This is a genomic window from Pseudomonas viridiflava, from assembly GCF_003702045.1.
Classification (GTDB): Bacteria; Pseudomonadota; Gammaproteobacteria; order Pseudomonadales; family Pseudomonadaceae; genus Aquipseudomonas; species Aquipseudomonas viridiflava_C.
In genome coordinates, this window is sequence record NZ_RBTP01000048.1 from 207,511 (window position 1) to 225,631 (window position 18,121).

Annotated in this window: 21 protein-coding genes; 11 read left to right on the forward strand and 10 right to left on the reverse strand. The window is 59.9% G+C overall.

Annotated elements, in window-relative coordinates:
- Nucleotides 1-263: 263 nt before the first annotated feature.
- A complete protein-coding gene (pyrF, locus tag ALP40_RS16040; protein ID WP_181114829.1) occupies nucleotides 264-962 on the forward strand; it encodes an orotidine-5'-phosphate decarboxylase in 699 nt (232 codons plus the stop codon).
- Between the two features lie 111 nt (nucleotides 963-1,073).
- Here the strand turns inward: pyrF and ALP40_RS16045 are convergent, their stop codons facing one another.
- On the reverse strand, nucleotides 1,074-2,084 hold the full coding sequence (locus ALP40_RS16045) for an NADP-dependent oxidoreductase (RefSeq protein WP_122209203.1): 1,011 nt from the start codon (nucleotides 2,082-2,084) through the stop codon (nucleotides 1,074-1,076).
- Nucleotides 2,085-2,311: 227 nt separating this feature from the next.
- Between ALP40_RS16045 and ALP40_RS16050 the strand changes: the two genes are divergently transcribed.
- Complete coding sequence (locus ALP40_RS16050) at nucleotides 2,312-3,247, forward strand: LD-carboxypeptidase (RefSeq protein WP_122209204.1); 936 nt, start codon at nucleotides 2,312-2,314, stop codon at nucleotides 3,245-3,247.
- A gap of 6 nt (nucleotides 3,248-3,253) precedes the next feature.
- On the opposite strand, the gene ALP40_RS16055 is transcribed toward ALP40_RS16050, so the two are convergent.
- The gene (locus ALP40_RS16055; RefSeq protein WP_122209205.1) at nucleotides 3,254-4,447 is read right to left on the reverse strand and encodes a benzoate/H(+) symporter BenE family transporter; all 1,194 of its coding nucleotides are present in this window, start codon (nucleotides 4,445-4,447) and stop codon (nucleotides 3,254-3,256) included.
- A gap of 127 nt (nucleotides 4,448-4,574) precedes the next feature.
- Complete coding sequence (locus ALP40_RS16060) at nucleotides 4,575-5,045, reverse strand: MarR family winged helix-turn-helix transcriptional regulator (protein WP_122209206.1); 471 nt, start codon at nucleotides 5,043-5,045, stop codon at nucleotides 4,575-4,577.
- A gap of 81 nt (nucleotides 5,046-5,126) precedes the next feature.
- Between ALP40_RS16060 and ALP40_RS16065 the strand changes: the two genes are divergently transcribed.
- From ALP40_RS16065 to ALP40_RS16075, 3 genes are all read left to right on the forward strand, one after another.
- A complete protein-coding gene (locus tag ALP40_RS16065; RefSeq protein WP_122209207.1) occupies nucleotides 5,127-6,293 on the forward strand; it encodes a PLP-dependent aminotransferase family protein in 1,167 nt (388 codons plus the stop codon).
- Between the two features lie 45 nt (nucleotides 6,294-6,338).
- Nucleotides 6,339-6,941 carry a glutathione S-transferase family protein gene (locus ALP40_RS16070; RefSeq protein ID WP_122209208.1) on the forward strand — a complete coding sequence of 201 codons (603 nt, stop codon included), beginning with the start codon at nucleotides 6,339-6,341 and terminating at the stop codon, nucleotides 6,939-6,941.
- 67 nt (nucleotides 6,942-7,008) lie between these two features.
- Nucleotides 7,009-7,395, forward strand: coding sequence for a lysozyme inhibitor LprI family protein (locus ALP40_RS16075; RefSeq protein WP_122209209.1), 387 nt, complete (start codon nucleotides 7,009-7,011; stop codon nucleotides 7,393-7,395).
- A 19-nt stretch (nucleotides 7,396-7,414) separates the two neighbouring features.
- Here ALP40_RS16075 and ALP40_RS16080 read toward each other — a convergent pair whose 3' ends face one another.
- From ALP40_RS16080 to ALP40_RS16105, 5 genes are all read right to left on the reverse strand, one after another.
- Nucleotides 7,415-7,786 carry a glutathione S-transferase N-terminal domain-containing protein gene (locus tag ALP40_RS16080; RefSeq protein ID WP_181114840.1) on the reverse strand — a complete coding sequence of 124 codons (372 nt, stop codon included), beginning with the start codon at nucleotides 7,784-7,786 and terminating at the stop codon, nucleotides 7,415-7,417.
- An 86-nt stretch (nucleotides 7,787-7,872) separates the two neighbouring features.
- Nucleotides 7,873-8,418, reverse strand: a complete 546-nt coding sequence (folE, locus tag ALP40_RS16085; RefSeq protein ID WP_002552836.1) for a GTP cyclohydrolase I FolE — start codon at nucleotides 8,416-8,418, stop codon at nucleotides 7,873-7,875.
- A gap of 430 nt (nucleotides 8,419-8,848) precedes the next feature.
- A complete protein-coding gene (locus ALP40_RS16095; RefSeq protein WP_122209211.1) occupies nucleotides 8,849-9,406 on the reverse strand; it encodes a Smr/MutS family protein in 558 nt (185 codons plus the stop codon).
- A gap of 45 nt (nucleotides 9,407-9,451) precedes the next feature.
- Nucleotides 9,452-9,772: a hypothetical protein gene (locus ALP40_RS16100; protein ID WP_122209212.1), complete on the reverse strand. Its 321-nt coding sequence runs from the start codon at nucleotides 9,770-9,772 to the stop codon at nucleotides 9,452-9,454.
- A gap of 143 nt (nucleotides 9,773-9,915) precedes the next feature.
- The gene (locus tag ALP40_RS16105) at nucleotides 9,916-10,506 is read right to left on the reverse strand and encodes a cysteine hydrolase family protein (RefSeq protein WP_122209213.1); all 591 of its coding nucleotides are present in this window, start codon (nucleotides 10,504-10,506) and stop codon (nucleotides 9,916-9,918) included.
- Between the two features lie 217 nt (nucleotides 10,507-10,723).
- Here ALP40_RS16105 and prmB point away from each other — a divergent pair, with 217 nt between their 5' ends.
- Nucleotides 10,724-11,632 carry a 50S ribosomal protein L3 N(5)-glutamine methyltransferase gene (gene prmB / locus ALP40_RS16110; protein WP_122209214.1) on the forward strand — a complete coding sequence of 303 codons (909 nt, stop codon included), beginning with the start codon at nucleotides 10,724-10,726 and terminating at the stop codon, nucleotides 11,630-11,632.
- A 33-nt stretch (nucleotides 11,633-11,665) separates the two neighbouring features.
- On the opposite strand, the gene ALP40_RS16115 is transcribed toward prmB, so the two are convergent.
- Both ALP40_RS16115 and ALP40_RS16120 read right to left on the reverse strand, forming a co-directional pair.
- Nucleotides 11,666-12,466 (reverse strand): hypothetical protein, encoded by an 801-nt coding sequence (locus tag ALP40_RS16115; RefSeq protein ID WP_122209215.1) that lies wholly within the window; start codon nucleotides 12,464-12,466, stop codon nucleotides 11,666-11,668.
- A 121-nt stretch (nucleotides 12,467-12,587) separates the two neighbouring features.
- Nucleotides 12,588-13,595 (reverse strand): alpha/beta hydrolase, encoded by a 1,008-nt coding sequence (locus ALP40_RS16120; RefSeq protein ID WP_122209216.1) that lies wholly within the window; start codon nucleotides 13,593-13,595, stop codon nucleotides 12,588-12,590.
- Between the two features lie 143 nt (nucleotides 13,596-13,738).
- Between ALP40_RS16120 and aroC the strand changes: the two genes are divergently transcribed.
- From aroC to mtnC, 5 genes are all read left to right on the forward strand, one after another.
- Nucleotides 13,739-14,830, forward strand: a complete 1,092-nt coding sequence (aroC, locus tag ALP40_RS16125) for a chorismate synthase (protein ID WP_122209217.1) — start codon at nucleotides 13,739-13,741, stop codon at nucleotides 14,828-14,830.
- A 30-nt stretch (nucleotides 14,831-14,860) separates the two neighbouring features.
- Nucleotides 14,861-16,024, forward strand: coding sequence for an MFS transporter (locus tag ALP40_RS16130; protein ID WP_122209218.1), 1,164 nt, complete (start codon nucleotides 14,861-14,863; stop codon nucleotides 16,022-16,024).
- On the forward strand, nucleotides 16,021-16,635 hold the full coding sequence (locus ALP40_RS16135) for a methylthioribulose 1-phosphate dehydratase (RefSeq protein ID WP_122209219.1): 615 nt from the start codon (nucleotides 16,021-16,023) through the stop codon (nucleotides 16,633-16,635). Before ALP40_RS16130 ends, ALP40_RS16135 begins: the two co-directional genes overlap by 4 nt.
- 86 nt (nucleotides 16,636-16,721) lie before the next feature.
- Nucleotides 16,722-17,267 (forward strand): acireductone dioxygenase, encoded by a 546-nt coding sequence (locus ALP40_RS16140; protein WP_122209220.1) that lies wholly within the window; start codon nucleotides 16,722-16,724, stop codon nucleotides 17,265-17,267.
- Between the two features lie 49 nt (nucleotides 17,268-17,316).
- Nucleotides 17,317-18,000 carry an acireductone synthase gene (gene mtnC, locus ALP40_RS16145; protein WP_122209221.1) on the forward strand — a complete coding sequence of 228 codons (684 nt, stop codon included), beginning with the start codon at nucleotides 17,317-17,319 and terminating at the stop codon, nucleotides 17,998-18,000.
- Nucleotides 18,001-18,121 lie beyond the last annotated feature (121 nt).

Sequence of the window (18,121 nt, forward strand, 5' to 3'; positions counted from 1 at the left end):
TGCCAGTGCATGAGGAACCGTCGTAATGCTTCAAAAGGGGTCGTTTGCAGAACGGATGAGTGAATCGATTCATCTGGAAGTGCGTCTTTGGTGCGCAGTGGCGTTGCCGTGTTCGCTGCAAGTGCAGGTTTCGGCAGGTTTTTCTCGGCCGCCTGATGCAACGAAAGAGGGGTGGCACAGGGCAATTACCGATCTGTGGGTCCCGTCTCGTCAATGGTTCGGCTACAATGCGCGCCGATTTCGACTTACTTGAGAGCCCACTCATGTCCGCCTGCCAGACCCCTGTCATCGTCGCCCTGGATTTCCCGACCCGCGAAGCCGCCCTGCGTCTGGCAGATCAGCTCGACCCCACGCTGTGCCGGGTCAAGGTGGGCAAGGAACTGTTCACCAGCTGTGCCTCGGACATCGTAGAGACGCTGCGTGACAAGGGCTTCGACGTGTTCCTGGATTTGAAATTCCATGACATCCCCAACACCACGGCAATGGCGGTCAAGGCTGCGGCAGAGATGGGTGTGTGGATGGTCAACGTTCATTGCTCCGGCGGCTTGCGCATGATGGCCGCGTGCCGTGAAGTGCTGGAACAGCGCAGTGGTCCGAAGCCACTGCTGATCGGTGTGACCGTTCTAACCAGCATGGAACGTGAGGATCTGGCCGGTATCGGACTGGATATCGATCCGCAGGTGCAGGTGTTGCGTCTGGCAGCGTTGGCCGAGAAGGCGGGCATGGATGGTCTGGTGTGTTCGGCGCTTGAGGCGCAGGCCCTGAAAGCGGCTCACCCTTCATTGCAGCTGGTGACGCCTGGTATCCGTCCGGCGGGCAGCGCGCAGGATGATCAACGCCGCATCCTGACCCCGCGCCAGGCACTGGACGCAGGCTCGGATTACCTCGTGATCGGACGCCCGATCAGCCAGGCAGCCGATCCGGCCAAAGCCTTGGCAGCGGTGGTTGCCGAACTGGCGTAGCTGGCGGCGAATCCAGAATCGTCCCCATGCGCCTGCTCTGGAGTGTGACGCAGGGACTTGCTGCGGCGTGCCAACGCAGGGCATTGGCACGCTCATCCGGGTTCAGCGACTTCAGTCCACTTTCAGCATCAACTTGCCGAAGTTCTCGCCGCTGAACAGCTTGAGCAGGGTTTCAGGGAAGGTTTCAAGGCCTTCCTCGATGTGTTCCTTGCTCTTGATCTTGCCGTCCTTGACCCAGCCTGCCAATTCTTTACCGGCTTCACCGAAGCGTGAAGCGTGGTCCAGCACCACGAAGCCTTCCATGCGCGCGCGATTGACCAGCAGCGAGAGGTAATTGGCCGGACCTTTGACCGCCGTGGTTGCGTTGTACTGGCTGATCGCACCGCAGATCACGACACGTGCGCCAACGGCCAGTTGGCTGAGCACGGCATCCAGAATGTCGCCGCCCACGTTGTCGAAGTAGACGTTCACGCCATCCGGGCATTCACGTTTCAATGCCTTGTGAATGTCGCTCTCGGCCTTGTAATCAATGGCCGCGTCAAACCCCAGCTCTTTGGTCAGCAGGCTGCATTTTTCCTTGCCGCCAGCGATGCCTACCACTCGGCAGCCCTTGAGCTTGGCGATTTGTCCGGCAATGCTGCCCACCGCGCCAGCTGCACCAGAAATGACAACGGTGTCACCGCTTTTCGGCAGGCCGACATCCAGTAATGCGAAATAGGCGGTCATGCCTGTCATGCCCAGTGCCGAAAGGTAAAGTGGCAATGGCGCCAGGTGTGTGTCGACCTTGTAAAAGCCCTTGGGCTCGCCGACAAAATAGTCCTGAACACCGATGGCGCCTTGCACATGATCGCCTTTGGCGAATTTCGGGTTCTTCGATTCAAGCACTTCACCCACGCCCAGCGCGCGCATCACTTCGCCCAGCTGTACAGGCGGGATGTAAGACTTGCCTTCGTTCATCCAGCCGCGCATGGCAGGGTCCAGCGACAAGTATTTGTTTCTGAGCAGAATCTGACCGTCTGCCAACGCGGGTACAGGGATTTCCTGATAGGTGAAATCATCACGGCGCACCGCACCTGAAGGGCGTTTGGCGAGCAGGAATTGACGGTTGGATAAATCGGTCATGGCAGGGCCTCCTAAAGAAGTCAAAAAGTGATTCAAGCCTCGGACGGTGGTTGAGGCAAGCAGCGGTCGTTGAGCGAATGCTGCCTGATCCATATGGTTGATAGGAGTCCAGGCAGGCCGCTGCGTTCAAAATGATCCACATCGCCCTCACGCAGTAAGGGTCTGCGCCTTGAGTCCTTCAGGCGGGTGCTCTACATTGGCCGTTCATTGAAGTACGGATTACTGGCATGTCCTCGACGAACTCGAACACCCTACACCCTCAGGTTTTGCGTGCTGGCGACGCCGTCGCGCTGGTGTCGCCTGCCGGGCCGGTGGACCCGCGCAAAATCGAGTCGGCGGTCGAGGTTCTGAAGAGTTGGGGATTGCGCCCACGGGTCTACCCCCACGCGTTGGGCAAGCATTCCTTTTATTCGGGTACTGACGAAGAGCGCCTGGCCGACCTCAACGCCGCACTGGCCGATCCGGACATCAGAGCCGTGATCTGTAGTCGTGGCGGATATGGCATGCAGCGGATTGTCCAGCAGGTCGATATGAACGCCGTTCGCAGCGATCCGAAGCTGGTCACCGGCTTTTCGGATATCACCGCTTTGCACGGCGCGCTCTGGAACCATGCACGTCTGGCGAGCATTCACGGCCCGGTTGCGACTCAATTGGAGCGCGGCGGGTTGTTTGCCAGCGGCATGCGCCACGTATTGATGAGCACCGAACCGGTCCTGCTCCGTTCAGACCCTGCCGCACCGACCGCTCGGATTCGGAGCGGCGGGGCCGCGCAGGGCGTGCTGCTGGGGGGCAATCTGTGCATGTTAAGCACATCGGTCGGCACGCCGTTCATGCCTGACCTGAGCGGAGCGATTCTGCTGCTCGAAGAGGTCAGCGAGGCCGCTTACCGCGTCGATCGCATGCTGACCCATCTTGGCAACTGCGGGATGCTTGGTCGCCTGGCAGGCATTGCGCTGGGCGAGTTCAGCCCCGCCCTCAACACAGGAGGCACCATCAGCCCCGCCGACGTATTGGCCGAGCGTCTGGGTAACCTGGGTATCCCGGTGTTGGGCGGATTGCCGGTAGGTCACGGCGATTTGAATCAGGCCGTGCCGCTGGGAACTCAGGCCGTTCTGGACGCAGACGCAGGTACGCTGTTGGTCGCCGCTGCCGCTCGATCTTAACGCCGGCTACACCGCTCGGCGCGGGCGCAAAATCAACAGCGTCAGCACCCCGGCCACGATGCCCCAGAATGCCGACCCGACGGAAAATAGCGTCAGTCCCGATGCGGTCACCATGAAGGTGATCAATGCCGGCTCGCGCTCTGCGGGTTCGGCCATTGCGACGGTCAGGCCGTTGATGATCGAGCCGAACAGCGCCAGCGCCGCAATCGACAGCACCAGTTCTTTTGGAAATGCACTGAACAGCGCGGCCAGCGTTGCGCCGAAGATGCCGGCAATGCCATAGAAAATGCCGCACCAGATCGCCGCCGTGTAGCGCTTGTCCTTGTCCTCGTGGGCGTGTGGCCCGGTGCAGATCGCTGCGCTGATCGCCGCCAGATTGACGCCGTGGGAGCCGAACGGTGCCGCCAGCAGTGAAGCAATGCCGGTCGCGCAGATCAATGGCGAGGCGGGCGTCTGATACCCATCGGCTCGCAGTACCGCAATCCCTGGCATGTTCTGCGAGGTCATGGCCACCACGAACAGCGGGATGCCGATGCTGATGGTCGCTGCCAGTGAAAACTCCGGTGTCGTCCAGACGGGCGTGGCCACCTCCAGCGTCAGGCCGTCGAAATTTAGCAATCCGAGCCAGCCCGACAGCAGGACGCCCACCAGCAGCGCTGCCAGCACCGAGTAGCGTGGCGATAAACGCTTGACCACCAGATACGTCAGGAACATACCCAGTACCAGACTGGTGCGATGCTGCACGGCAATGAAAATCTCGCTGCCGATCTTGAACAGAATACCGGCCAGCAAGGCTGCTGCGAGGGAAGCGGGCAGGCGTTTGACCATGCGTTCGAAACTGCCGGTCAGGCCACACACCATGACCAGCACCGCGCAGGTGATGAACGCGCCAATGGCTTGCGGGTACGTGACGCCGCCCAGGCTGCTGATCAGTAAGGCGGCGCCTGGCGTGGACCAGGCGACCGTGATCGGGGCGCGATAACGCAGTGAAAGGCCAATGCTGCATACCGCCATGCCCATGAACAGTGCCCACAGCCAGGATGAAATCTGCAGGTTAGTCAGCCCTGCCGCCTGGCCGGCCTGGAACATCAGCACAAGTGAGCTGGTGCAGCCGGTCATCATGGCGATGAAGCCTGCGACAACGGAGGAGGGCGACGAGTCTGCCAGTGGACGCAGGCGCACGGTGAGGGGGCGGTTCATTCAGGTCTTCCTTGATGAGCGGCAGGCAGCAAAGGGCGCTCAGCCTATACGTATCGCCGGGCGGGCGTGCGATACAGCGGCATAAGCAAACGCCGGAACAGTTGGTTTCGACAGGTGATCGTTTTGATCAGTCGGCGGCAGGCTCGACAGGGCGTGCGCTGGATTGCAGGGTCTGGCCCAGTGCTTCGTTGACCGTCATCCAGCCATCCACCGCTGCCTGACCCGCTTCAGCGAATACGCGTTGCAGCAGCTTGACCTGCTCACGGCGCAGCGCCTGTTCAAACCTGATGCCCTCTTCGGTCAGGCCCAGCAGCCGCTTGCGCTTGTCCGCTTCGGGAGTCGCACTGTGGACCAGGTTCATGGCGATCAATTGTCGCAGCGGTGCGTTTAGAGCCTGTTTGCTGACGCCGAGCACGGTCAGCAATTGCTTGACGCTCAAATCGGGGTAGCGAGCGATGAAAAACACGATGCGTTGGTGGACACGGCTGAAGCCACGTTTTTCCAGCATCTCGTCGGCCTTGGCCGTGAACGCTTGATAGCCGAAGAAGAATGCTTCCATTGCGCGTTGTTGATTGGCAGGATTTTTAAGGTCAAGCATATTGACGTATCCGGGCGGTGGGGCGTAATTTGAGTCAACAAGTTTGACTCATTTTGATTTGGCTTCGCCAGGGATATTGTCATGCCATTCTCCGAACGCGTTTCCCGCCTGAAAAGTTCTTTGATCCGCGAGATTCTCGCCGCCGCCCAGCGTCCGGAAGTGATGTCGTTTGCCGGTGGTTTACCTGCAGAGTCCATGCTGCCGAACGTCAAGTGGGCCGACATGCCCGTTGCCTTGGGCCAATACGGCATGAGCGAAGGCGAGCCCGCGTTGCGTGAGGCATTGGCAGCCGAGGCCAGAGCGCTGGGCATTCCCTGTGAGGCCAGTCAGGTGCTGGTGGTCAGCGGTTCGCAACAGACGCTGGATCTGGCCGCCAAGCTGTACATCGACAAGGGCACCGAAATCCTCTTGGAAGCCCCTACGTACCTTGCCGCGCTGCAGATCTTTCAACTGTTTGGCGCGGACTGCATCACGGTTCCGCTGCAGGCTGATGGACCGGATCTTGTCGCCATGCGCCAGCGTCTGGAGCAGCACCGGCCTGCGTTCGCTTACCTTATACCGACGTTCCAGAACCCCTCTGCCGTGCGCTATAGCGAAGCCAGTCGCGAGGCTGTTGCGGCATTACTCGACGAGTTCGGTGTCACGCTGATCGAAGATGAGCCTTACCGCGAGCTGAGTTTCGACGGCGCCAGCGCCAGGCCTATTGTCAGCCGCTTGAAAACATCGAGCTGGATCTACACCGGGACGGTTTCCAAGACTTTGCTGCCCGGTCTGCGTGTAGGCTACCTGATTGCCAGTCCCAATCTGTTTGCGCACCTGCTGCGTCTCAAACAGTCGGCGGATCTGCACACCAATCGCCTTGGGCAATGGCAGGCTTTGCAGTGGATCGGTACTGACCATTACCGTGACCATCTGCTGACACTGCGCGCGTTCTATCGCACCCGACGTGATGCGTTCGAGCAGGCGTTGCAGGAACACTTCGGCGATCTGGCCGAATGGAACAGTCCGCAAGGGGGCCTGTTCTTCTGGCTGACCCTGCGTCAGCCACTGGATACGCGCACGCTGCTGAGCGCCGCGCTGGCGCAGGACGTGGCCTTCATGCCCGGCGAGCCGTTCTTTGCCGATCCGGATGCCAATCATGGTCATCTGCGACTCAACTTCAGTCACATTGACCCGGCTCGCTTGAATGAAGGTGTAAAACGACTGGCATCTGTCGTACGCGCAGCACAGAATCTCAAGGCAGCCTGAATCGGTTCGATCAGCAGGGTCTTCGGTCATAGAAGGGGCAGGGCGATGTACAAGGTTTACGGCGATTACAATTCCGGCAACTGCTACAAGATCAAGCTGATGCTCAATTTGCTGTGCATTCAATACGAGTGGGTGCCGGTCGATATTCTCAACGGCGAAACCCAGACACCTGCGTTCCTGGCCAAGAACCCCAACGGCAAGATTCCGGTTCTGGAGCTGGAAGACGGCACCTGTCTGTGGGAGTCCAATGCGATTCTCAACTTCCTGGCTGACGGCACCGCCTACCTGCCGACCGAGCCACGGCTGCGCACTCAAGTGCTGCAATGGCAGTTCTTTGAGCAATACAGCCACGAGCCATCGGTGGCGGTTGCACGCTTCATTCAGTTTTATCTGGGCTTGCCCGCCGAGCGCATGACCGAATACCGCGCCATGCAGAAATCCGGCTACCGCGCCCTGGCCGTCATGGAGCAGCAACTGGACCGCACGCCGTTTCTGGTCGGCCAGAACTTCTCCATCGCCGACATCGCGCTCTATGCCTACACACATGTGGCGCATGAGGGCGGGTTTGACCTTGCGCCCTATTCGGGCATCCGCAAGTGGCTGGAGCGTGTCAAGGATCAACCGGGGTACGTGGGGATGCTGGATTGATCGCCGCTTCGGGAGCTGGCGTTTCCATCACAACGGTCAACTGATACAGCGAGAAAAGGAACATTCCATGCGTTTCGCGATAACCCTTCTGGCGGCCTTGATGGCGCTGGGCATTGGTTGTTCGGCTCAAGCCGAAGACTGCGATGCCAATCAGGCGAGTATGAATCAGTGCGCCGCCAACGATCTTGCCAGACTCGATGCCGACTTGAACGCGCAGTACAACGCGCAGATGAACTGGCTTAAAAGCCCTGCGAAAAAACAGGCGCTCAAGGATGCTCAGCGCAAGTGGCTGGCCCTGCGCGACGCAGATTGCCTGTATCAGGTGGGTAAGCGAGAAGATTCAGGGTCGATCTGGCCGCTGCTTCAGACACAGTGCCTGGCCAGGCAGACCAAAATCCGGGTCGACCAGTTGAACGCGTACGTTGCCTGCCGACAGGAGGGTTGCCCGCGCTAGTGGCGGGCAGGTGTCCGGCTCAGACGCTGCCGAAGCGCTTGTCCAGGTAGTCGATGATGACCTTGGATTCGTACATCCAGACGGTCTTGTCATCTTCCTGAATGCGCAGGCAAGGGACTTTGATCTTGCCGCCTCCGCTGAGCAACGCCTGACGATCCGCCTCATTATTCTTGGCATCGCGCAATGCGACCGGAACATTCAGGCGATGCAGCGTGCGGCGGGTTTTCACGCAGAACGGGCAGGCGTGAAACTGATACAGCGTCAGGTCCCGAGCTGCCTGATCAACCGCAGCCTGAGCGGCCGGATCACGCTTTTTCTTGCCTGGACGGGTGAGGTAGTCGACGCCAATGACAACTTGGCCGAGACCGACCCGGAGTGCTTTCATGAACACGATCACAACCTCTTGAAAAGGGGATTGAAGTAGCAGCCCTGAGCCCGGCAACCCTCAGCCAAGGCCACATGGCTACCGGCTCAACGTCATTTGATCAGGCTGAGAAACTCACTGCGCGTTGCCGCGTTCTCACGGAACTCGCCCAGCATCACCGAAGTGATCATGGCGGAATTCTGCTTTTCGACGCCACGCATCATCATGCACATGTGCTTGGCTTCAATGACCACCGCAACGCCCAGTGCGCCGGTGACCTGCTGGATGGCTTCAGCGATCTGACGACTGAGGTTTTCCTGGATTTGCAGGCGACGCGCGTACATGTCGACGATGCGTGCGACCTTCGACAGGCCCAGCACCTTGCCGTTGGGGATGTAGGCCACATGCGCCTTGCCAATGAACGGGAGCAGATGGTGCTCGCACAGCGAATAGAGCTCGATGTCCTTGACCATGACCATCTCGCTGGCGTCGGAGCTGAAGAGCGCGCCGTTGGTTACTTCTTCAAGGGTCTGTGCATAACCGCGACACAGGTACTGCATGGCCTTGGCGGCACGTTTGGGTGTGTCGAGCAGGCCTTCGCGGGAGACGTCTTCGCCCAGTTGCCCCAGGATGGCGGTGTAATTCTGTTCCAGTGTCACAGGACTGTGTTTCCGTGTGGGTTCGATAAACGCGAAGGCATGAGCCCTTCGCCAAGGCGCACATAGTAACTTACGTGCAGGGACAGGTGTATGGCGGTGCGGCAAAACGGCCCGTTGTATCGGCTTGCTTACCCGACGACAACGCGTTGGCTACCCATTTTCGGTGAATGGTGCGGTCTGATGGACCGTGCTTCAAATACTGTCCGCTGAAAGAGTGAATCCGGGATGTTGAGTCGAATAGCGAAAATAGCGATGTTTGCCATCGTGTTGTCGTCAATGTCGGGCTGTTGGCCGTTTTGGCCCGGTCCGGGTGGACACGGTGGCGGGGGAGGCGGCGGCCATCATCAGGGGCCTGGCGCGGGTGGCGGTTCCGGGCCCGGTTTCGGACCAGGCGGTGGTCGCTGATGCCAAAGACCTTGAGCGCGACGTTTTATTCGTCGCGACCCTCCATCATGGTGCGCTTGAGCATCACATACACCGCGCCCGCGCCGCCGTGTTTGGCCAGGCATGAACAGAAACCCAGCACCTGTGAATGCTGACGCAGCCAGGTGTTGACGTGGCTTTTGATCATCGGGCGCTTGCCGTCCAGTCGCACGGCCTTGCCGTGGGTGACGCGCACGCAGCGGATTTCGAGTTTCGTGGCTTCGGCCAGAAATTCCCACAGGGTTTCCCGGGCCAGCTCGACGTTCATACCGTGCAGGTCCAGTGTGCCTTCAAAGCTGATCTGCCCAAGCTTGAGCTTGCGCATCTGAGCCTCTTGAACGCCGTCGCGTGACCAGCTCAGCACGTCTTCGGGGCCCACATCGATCACGAATTGATCCGACAGACCATCGACTGTCACGGCGTCAGTGCGCACGGTCGCTGACTGACGCAGGCGCGCCAGTAATTTGCGGTCAGTTTTGGGTTTGCCGACATCGGCGTGTTCGTGCTTGATGGGCTTGACGCCACGCGTCTCGCTTCTGAACAGGGAAAAATCGTCGTCTTGCATGGAGCCTCCGCGAAGAGGGCTAGTTTAACCGGGAAGACGAAGGATTCAGTCGTGTTTTTTCATCAAGTGCGCCGACATGCTCAGCCCATTGGCGTGACGTGGCCCGCGACGGCATCTGCGCCACAGCCACATCCCTGCAAGGAACGCGAGCAAGCCGCTAGCGGCGACGACCGATGCGCCTGCGGGGTTGGCGTTCAGTTCGTTCAGTGCCTGGGGATGCGCAATCAGGCTCGAGACGCCAGCCAGCGCCAGCAGCACGCCGCACAGTGTCAGCAAGACGGCAATCGCTGTGCCTATGCGTGTGCCCCAGTTGCTCCGGCCTTTCGGGCGTAGCCTGCGAGCGTCGAAACCATCGGATATTTTCATCCCGATTTCCTCAGTAATATCGGCGCTCTGACCCGAACAGGCGGGGTGGGTTCCCGTTCAGGGCGTAACGCAGGGCTGCAAGGGATAGGCGGTCATGCGAAGACGTACACACAACCTGTCATCAGGAGGGCGGTTGTCAGTAGTTAAACCAGGTCTTTGGTCAGTGCGAGGGTGGCGAAGTTGTCGGCCATGATGGCCATTTCCGTTCGGTGTACAACGTTCGCACTGACCACGCCGTGAGGGCTTGGCAGGTCACGCGTGGCGCAGGCATCGTCGACCAGGGTGCAGCGATAACCGTAGTCCTTGGTGGCGCGCACGGTGGTGCTGATGCTGGAGTGGCTCATGAAGCCGCAGACTATCAGGTCCAGGTGGCCCAGGCTCTGCAGCAGTTCGTGCAGTCCGGTGCCGTTGAACGCATTGGGCAGACGCTTTTCAATGAGGTGTTCGTCGGCCTGTGGCATCAGCTCCGGGACCAGTTGTCCACGCTCGCCCTGAGGGTCGAACAGACCGCCCACGGTGCCGAGGTGGCGCACATGCACGATCGGGCATTTCACGGCGCGGGCCTTGGCGACCAGTTGACCGATATTGGCCAGGGCTTCGTCGACACCGGTCAGGGCCAGCGGGCCGCTGAGGTACTCTTTTTGTGCATCGATGATGATCAGTGTGGCGTTGCTCAGGCTGGCCGGTGCATGAACACGGCCGCTGAGTTGAAACATGGTCTTGATGGAAGGCATTCGGGGGCTCCTTTGAATAGGGCTTTTGTGCCATTGTCCTCTGGCTGAGAGATTATGGGAATGGTCACTGTTGCAAGTCCCGGTTTTCAAGGCTTGCAGAGCAGTTGAGTGGGCGCATAGCTGGCGGTTTGCCTTGATGGCAGGACACGAATGGGCCAAACTTCCACGCCTGCAAGGCTGGTTGAACCGGCCAGTCGTTTTCTCAAGGAGTCTGTCCATGATCACTTCCCGCCTGCGTACTGTGCGCGACCATATTCGCTGGGCCGTCAGCCGGTTTCATGAGGCAGATGTGTTTTTTGGGCATGGCACGGACAACGCCTGGGATGAAGCGCGGCAACTGGTGCTGGGTGCCTTGCATCTGCCGTGGGAAATCGCCGACAGCTACCTGGATTGCCGCCTTGAAGTCGATGAGGTTTCAGAATTGCAGCGCCTGATCAAGCGCCGTATCGATGAGCGCATTCCGACCCCGTACCTGCTGGGCGAAGCCTGGTTTTGCGGCATGTCGTTCATTGTTGATGATCGCGTGCTGATTCCGCGCTCGCCCATCGCCGAGCTCATTGAAGACCGTTTCGCGCCGTGGCTGGCCAGCGAGCCGACCCGCATTCTGGATTTATGCACCGGCTCGGGCTGTATCGGTATCGCCTGTGCGGACGAGTTCAAGGACGCCGAGGTTGCATTGGCCGACCTGTCCTACGATGCGCTTGAAGTCGCCAATCAGAATATCGAGCGGCATGGGATGGAAGACCGTGTCTACACGGTTCAGGGCGATGGTTTCGAGGGATTGCCGGGTCAGCGTTTCGACCTGATCGTCTCCAACCCACCCTACGTCGACGCCGAGGATTTCGCTGACATGCCAGATGAATACCAGCACGAGCCGGAACTGGCGCTGGCCTGTGGCAGTGATGGATTGAACCTGGTGCGCCGCATGCTCGCGCAGGCAGCGGATCACCTCACCGAAAAAGGTCTGCTGATCGTCGAAGTGGGCAACAGCCAGGTGCATGTCCAGGCGCTGTACCCGGAAGTCGATTTTGCCTGGCTGGATTTCCAGCGAGGCGGGCATGGGGTGTTCATGCTCACTGCCGAACAGTGCGTCTCGCATCAGGCACTGTTTGAGTCCAGGGTGTAAGCCCTGGACGCGGCACCTCAGGGTGCCGCACGGTCAACGGTGAGTCGCGATCCAGATCAGCAGCCCCGCCTGGAATACTGCGAAGGTCACCAGGCAGGCAATCGTGAAGCGCAGGCTGCTGTCTTCGCGTTTGTACTTGCTGACCCGGTCCTCATGCTGGCGAATGGTGACTTCCTGCTCCAGCAGGTTTTTCTCGGCCTTCTCCAGCATATGGGAGGCGTCGAGAATCTCGATGATCTGCACCTTGTCGTTGTTCCAGGTGCTGTGCAGATTGCCGACATGCACATCCTTGATGCTGCCTTTCATGTGCTGGGCATCGGCATACACGACTTCGAAACCGAGCGTGCGCAGAAAGTGATCGCGACGCATCCGAGTGTCTTCGTTCAGACCGTCCTTGCTCGCCAGTGCCACACTTTCGATCTTGTACGTCGACCATTTGCGTTGTGCCCAATGCACGCCGTGGGCGATCAGAAAACGACCTATGCCGCGGTTCCACGGCTCGATCTGCAAGCCCGATTCAGGCCCGAAGCGCACGATGCGTTTGACGTGGTCCACCCAGATATCCAGGTTATTCTGTTCCTTGCGCACGCGCTGACCGGGCAACTGGACATTGATGCGCAGCAGGCTCAGCTCCTTGCTGTGACGTTCGGCACGGCCAAATTGAACGAAGCGCAGTGGCCGTCCACCGGTGGCGCGGTCGGTTGGCAGCGGCGACAGGCGCAGCATCTGAAAACTCTCCGGCACCACGTCTTCCCACGGCTGAGGAGGGGCGGGTGCGACAGCTTCTGCGTTTTCGGGGGCGGCAACGGTTTCGGTCATAGTCGTGTCAGTCATTGAGGGTGATCCTGTCCATGACCTTGTGCAAACATAAGGCCAGCATTCCGCTATCGGCAGCCTTTTCCCGGACTGAAGGGCTGCCGGACCGTTTTGCAGATGGCTGGCGTCAAATTTCCGCTCAGGCGGGTGGCAATGCCTGGATGAAGCGCAGGATGCGTGCCGTGACTTCCTTGGCCAGCGGCTGCGTCGGGTTGCGATACGACAGCAACTGTTGCTCCAGATCGTCTGGGACAATACGCAGTACGTGGTTCATGCCGTCAATCAGGGCCAGTTCGGCATCGGGTTTGGCTTTTTGCAGCAGCAGCGCGTCGCCCACGCCCACTTGAATGTCATTGCGACCCTGCACGATCAGGGCGGGCATTTTCAATTCGCCGAACGCCGCGGCCGGGTCCTGTCTGAACAGCGAAATCAGGTACGGCTGCACACTGGGCCTGAACACCACCTCCAGTTCCTGCGGGACCTTGTCATCGGTCTTGCCTGCTTTCAGTTCGTCCAGCAGTTCGTTGCTGCGCTGCAATAATTCGGGCGGAAGGCGTTCCTGAAACTGCTCGCGCAATACCTTATCCACCGGACGACCCGTACCGGCCACTGAAATCACCGCTGCTGCGCCCGCCTTTTCTGCGGACAACGCCGCCACCAGCGCGCCTTCACTGTGACCTAGCAGGATCAACTGGCCGAGGCGCGGATTGGCACGGATCGCTCTGACCCAAAGCTGCACGTCGGCCACGTAGCGCTCGACACTCAGGTCACGCTCGTCAGGCGTCACAGCCTTGCTGGCCGCCACGCCGCGCTTGTCATAACGCACGCTGGCGATGCCGTGGGTTGCCAGGACCACTGCCAGACGCTTCATGCTGTCGTTGCGTCCGCCTTCGGGGTTGTTGCCGTCGCGGTCGGTGGGGCCGGAACCCGCGATAATCAGGACGACCGGCACGGGTTTTTCAGCGCGCGGCATCAGCAGTGTGCCATAGAGCTTGCCGTTGCCGGTGTCCACGCTGATCGGACGTTGCACTGCACTGGGCGCGGCTGCGTGGGCTGTTGCGGCAAACAGGCTGAGCATCAATGTCATCGGCAGGACCAGCAGGCGCAGCACGTTCAAAGCTTTCATCGGGGAATTACCGGATAACATCGCAAGGCCATCATGGGGGCGGGGTCTCGCTTGGACGCACGCCGTTACAGAAGGTTCGAGGATGAACTGAACGACGAGCCTGCGTATACTGGCGCGCTTGATTCATTGATCTGGTTTATTGGCTGATTTTTCGGAGCGCCCGCATGTCCGGCAACACTTTCGGCAAGCTGTTCACTGTCACCACCGCCGGCGAAAGCCACGGCCCGGCGCTGGTCGCTGTCGTCGACGGCTGTCCGCCCGGGCTTGAGCTGGACCTGAACGATCTGCAGCGTGACCTGGACCGCCGCAAGCCGGGGACCAGTCGGCACACCACCCAGCGTCAGGAAGCCGATGAGGTCGAAATCCTTTCCGGCGTCTTCGAAGGCAAAACCACTGGCGCTTCCATCGGCCTGCTGATCCGCAACACTGACCAGAAGTCCAAGGACTACTCGGCCATCAAGGACCTGTTCCGGCCCGCGCATGCCGATTACACCTACCACCACAAGTACGGCACTCGCGATTATCGTGGCGGCGGTCGCAGTTCGGCGCGTGAAACGGCCATGCGTGTGGCGGCAGGTGCCATCGCCAAGAAATACCTGGCGACCCAGGGCATTGTCATTCGCGGCTACATGAGCCAGCTGGGCCCGATCCAGATTCCGTTCAAAACCTGGGATTCGGTCGAGCAGAACGCGTTTTTCTGCCCCGATCCCGACAAGGTGCCGGAACTGGAGGCCTACATGGACCAGTTGCGTCGCGATCAGGACTCGGTAGGCGCAAAGATCACCGTGGTGGCCGAAGGCGTGATGCCGGGTCTTGGCGAGCCTGTCTTCGACCGCCTGGACGCCGAACTGGCCCATGCGCTGATGGGCATCAATGCCGTCAAGGGCGTGGAGATCGGCGCAGGCTTCGACTGCGTTGCCCAGCGCGGCACCGAACACCGTGACGAGATGACACCGGAAGGCTTTCTGTCCAATCAGGCGGGCGGCATTCTGGGCGGTATCTCTTCCGGTCAGCCCATCATCGCGCACCTGGCCCTGAAGCCGACGTCGAGCATCACCACGCCGGGCCGCTCCATCGATGTCGATGGCAATGCAGCCGATGTGATCACCAAAGGCCGTCATGACCCGTGCGTAGGCATCCGAGCCACACCGATTGCCGAAGCGATGATGGCGATCGTCTTGCTGGACCATTTGCTGCGCCATCGCGGTCAGAACGCCGACGTTCGGGTCAATACGCCTGTGCTGGCTCAGCTGTAATGGGCGCTGCCACGGTCGCGGGCTGCTAGCGTGGCGCCACGTCCCCACGGGCAGTTGCCTTATTGGCGGCTGTCCGGTTTCTACCTGTGTTACTTCGCCTTGCTTGGCTCGGCTGCGCCGTTCATGGCGCTGTACCTGCATCACCTCGGTTTTTCCAGCGCACGCATTGGCGAGCTGATCGCCATTCCGATGCTGATGCGCTGCGTGGCACCCAATATCTGGGGCTGGCTGGGCGACTACACCGGGCGGCGGCTGGCGATCGTGCGCTTTGGCGCGGTCTGCACATTGCTGGCGTTTTCACTGATTCTGATCAACCACAGTTACGCCTGGCTGGCGATGGTCATGGCGCTGTACGCCTTTTTTTGGCACGCGATCCTGCCCCAGTTCGAAGTCATTACCCTGGCGCACCTGCAAGGCCAGACCGCTCGCTACAGTCAGATCCGCTTGTGGGGCTCCATCGGCTTCATTCTGGCGGTGGTGGTGCTCGGGCGTCTGTTCGAGTGGTTCAGCCTGGATGTGTTTCCGCACATCCTGCTGGTGATCATGGCCGGCATTGCACTCAGCAGTTGGTGGGTGCCCAACGCGCAGCCGCCTGTTTCATCCCGGCCTTCGGATGAGGGTGGCTTCCTCAAACAGCTGTCCCGACCCGGTGTGCGGGTGTTCTACATCAGCGTCGCGCTGATGCTGCTCAGCCACGGCCCGTATTACACCTTTCTGACCCTGCACCTGGAAGCGCTGGGTTACAGCCGCGGCCTGATCGGTCTGTTATGGGCGGTGGGCGTTATCGCCGAGGTCTTGATGTTCATGGTAATGAGCCAGGTCCTGGAGCGCTTTTCGGTGCGTCAGGTCCTGTTGGCCAGTTTTCTGTTGGCGGCGCTGCGCTGGCTGTTGCTGGGTGCGTTTGCCGAGCATTTATCCGCATTGCTGATCGCTCAGGTCATGCACGCCGCAACATTCGGCAGCTTTCACGCCGCTGCCATCCATTTCGTGCAACGTAGCTTCGGCCCTCGCCAGCAAGGTCAGGGGCAGGCGCTGTATGCCGCACTGTCCGGCGTGGGCGGCGCACTGGGCGCTTTGTATGCAGGCTATAGCTGGAATACGCTGGGGCCATTCTGGACCTTTGCCATTGCCAGCCTCGCGGCCTTGGCCGCAGCCATCATGATTGTCACGCCCGGAAAAGAGGAAGGTGTATGACCCGCGAACAATTGGCGCAGCAGATCATCGAGGCCGGTCGGTTCTTGTACGGCCGTGGGTGGTCGCCTGCCACCAGCAGCAATTACTCGGTCCGCCTGTCGGCCAGCGAAGCACTGCTGACCGTCTCCGGCAAACACAAGGGCCAGTTGGGCATCGACGATGTGCTGGCCACCGATCTGCACGGCAACAGCCTGGAACCGGGCAAGAAGCCGTCCGCCGAAACGCTGCTGCACACCCAGTTATACAGCTGCAAACCGCAGGTCGGTGCGGTGCTGCACACCCATTCGGTGAACGCTACCGTTCTGTCCAGGCTGACCGAAGCCGATCATCTGGTGTTCGAAGATTACGAGCTGCAGAAAGCCTTTCAGGGCGTGGTCACCCATGAGTCGCGAGTGCTCGTGCCAATCTTCGACAACGATCAGGACATTGCCCGTCTGGCTGCAAAGGTGCAGCCTTGGCTGGACGCCCACCCTGATTGCGCCGGTTACCTGATACGCGGTCACGGCCTGTACACCTGGGGCGCGCAGATGAACGATGCACTGCGGCAGATCGAGGCGTTCGAGTTTCTGTTCGAATGCGAATTGAAGATGCGGTCGGTGTTGAACCGTTGACCGTCGCGTGTTGACCACGCGTGTATACCTGACCGGCCTGTAAAAGCCGGAAGGCCTTACCCAGCCTGAACCGAGGATTCCAAGCCATGAGCAGCCTGTCCGTTTATCACGTTTCGAGCCCACAGATACCTAACAAGGTATTGACCCACCTTGAAGACATCGCCTCGACACTGGCCGAGCAGGGCGTGTCGTTCGCCCGTTGGCAGGCGGCGACGCCTATTACGCCGGGCGCTTCTCAGGAAGAGGTGATCGACGCCTACCGCACTCAGATCGACGCGCTGATGACCGAACACGGTTATGTGACCGTGGACGTGATCAGCCTTAATAGCGATCACCCGCAGAAAGCCGAGTTGCGTGCGAAGTTTCTCGAAGAGCATCGTCATGGTGAAGATGAGGTGCGTTTTTTCGTCGCGGGTCGTGGTTTGTTTACCTTGCACATCGAAGACTATGTGTACGCCGTGCTGTGCGAAAAGAATGACCTGATCTCGGTTCCTGCCGGAACCCGGCACTGGTTCGACATGGGTGAAAATCCGCACTTCGTTGCCATCCGCCTGTTCAGTAACCCCGAAGGCTGGGTCGCGAACTTCACTGGCGAAGACATTGCGGGCCGTTTCCCAAGGCTTGAAGACTGATTCATTTCCCCTGTTTGCCTGCGTAATGCTTGAAAGGAGCCACACCCTGATGCCCATCAAAGCCATCCTCACGGATATCGAAGGCACCACCAGTGCGGTGAGTTTCGTGTTCGACGTGCTGTTTCCGTTCGCTAAAAAACATCTGCCGGACTTTGTGCGCCAGAACGCCGATAGACCTGACGTTGCCCAGCAATTGCAGGCAGTGCGTACCGACAGTGGCGAGCCCGATGCCGACGTTGCGCGCGTCATCGAGATTCTCTTGCAATGGATCGCCGAAGACCGCAAAGCCACGCCGCTCAAGGCGCTGCAAGGCATGGTCTGGGAACAGGGCTACAACGCCGGGCAGCTCAAGGGGCACGTTTATCCCGATGCTGTTGACGCACTGAAACGATGGCATCAGGCGGGCTACAGGCTTTACGTCTACTCCTCGGGATCGATCCAGGCACAGCAACTGATTTTCGGCTGCTCCGAAGCCGGTGACCTGTCCCCGCTGTTCAGCGGCTACTTCGACACTACATCGGGGCCTAAGCGCGAGGTGCAGTCATACCGCACGATCGCAGAAGCCATCGGTGTTGAACCCGACGAAATTCTGTTTCTTTCCGACATCGTCGAAGAACTGGATGCCGCGCAGGCGGCTGGCATGGCGACCTGTGGCCTGGTACGCGCCGAGGGTGTATTGGCAGGGCATGAAAACGTAGCCAGCTTTGCCCTGATCGACCCGGCCGTCTTCTAATGCACGCCATCTTCATACCTCCATCCAGCGAATTTTCTGTCAGCAGCGTCCTGCTTTTGAGTGGGACGACGCCTGCCTGTGAGTGCGTTAATCCTGTTTATTAGGTGTACGGTTTTCATGC

Coding starts and splice junctions, on each gene's coding strand:
- ALP40_RS16070 (WP_122209208.1), top strand. CDS start 6,339: ATGTACAAGGTTTACGGCGATTACAATTCCGGCAACTGCTACAAGATC.
- ALP40_RS16065 (WP_122209207.1), top strand. CDS start 5,127: ATGCCATTCTCCGAACGCGTTTCCCGCCTGAAAAGTTCTTTGATCCGC.
- ALP40_RS16060 (WP_122209206.1), bottom strand. CDS start 5,045: ATGCTTGACCTTAAAAATCCTGCCAATCAACAACGCGCAATGGAAGCA.
- ALP40_RS16140 (WP_122209220.1), top strand. CDS start 16,722: ATGAGCAGCCTGTCCGTTTATCACGTTTCGAGCCCACAGATACCTAAC.
- ALP40_RS16075 (WP_122209209.1), top strand. CDS start 7,009: ATGCGTTTCGCGATAACCCTTCTGGCGGCCTTGATGGCGCTGGGCATT.
- aroC (WP_122209217.1), top strand. CDS start 13,739: ATGTCCGGCAACACTTTCGGCAAGCTGTTCACTGTCACCACCGCCGGC.
- ALP40_RS16105 (WP_122209213.1), bottom strand. CDS start 10,506: ATGCCTTCCATCAAGACCATGTTTCAACTCAGCGGCCGTGTTCATGCA.
- ALP40_RS16095 (WP_122209211.1), bottom strand. CDS start 9,406: ATGCAAGACGACGATTTTTCCCTGTTCAGAAGCGAGACGCGTGGCGTC.
- ALP40_RS16100 (WP_122209212.1), bottom strand. CDS start 9,772: ATGAAAATATCCGATGGTTTCGACGCTCGCAGGCTACGCCCGAAAGGC.
- prmB (WP_122209214.1), top strand. CDS start 10,724: ATGATCACTTCCCGCCTGCGTACTGTGCGCGACCATATTCGCTGGGCC.
- ALP40_RS16055 (WP_122209205.1), bottom strand. CDS start 4,447: ATGAACCGCCCCCTCACCGTGCGCCTGCGTCCACTGGCAGACTCGTCG.
- ALP40_RS16135 (WP_122209219.1), top strand. CDS start 16,021: ATGACCCGCGAACAATTGGCGCAGCAGATCATCGAGGCCGGTCGGTTC.
- ALP40_RS16045 (WP_122209203.1), bottom strand. CDS start 2,084: ATGACCGATTTATCCAACCGTCAATTCCTGCTCGCCAAACGCCCTTCA.
- mtnC (WP_122209221.1), top strand. CDS start 17,317: ATGCCCATCAAAGCCATCCTCACGGATATCGAAGGCACCACCAGTGCG.
- ALP40_RS16120 (WP_122209216.1), bottom strand. CDS start 13,595: ATGTTATCCGGTAATTCCCCGATGAAAGCTTTGAACGTGCTGCGCCTG.
- ALP40_RS16115 (WP_122209215.1), bottom strand. CDS start 12,466: ATGACTGACACGACTATGACCGAAACCGTTGCCGCCCCCGAAAACGCA.
- pyrF (WP_181114829.1), top strand. CDS start 264: ATGTCCGCCTGCCAGACCCCTGTCATCGTCGCCCTGGATTTCCCGACC.
- ALP40_RS16050 (WP_122209204.1), top strand. CDS start 2,312: ATGTCCTCGACGAACTCGAACACCCTACACCCTCAGGTTTTGCGTGCT.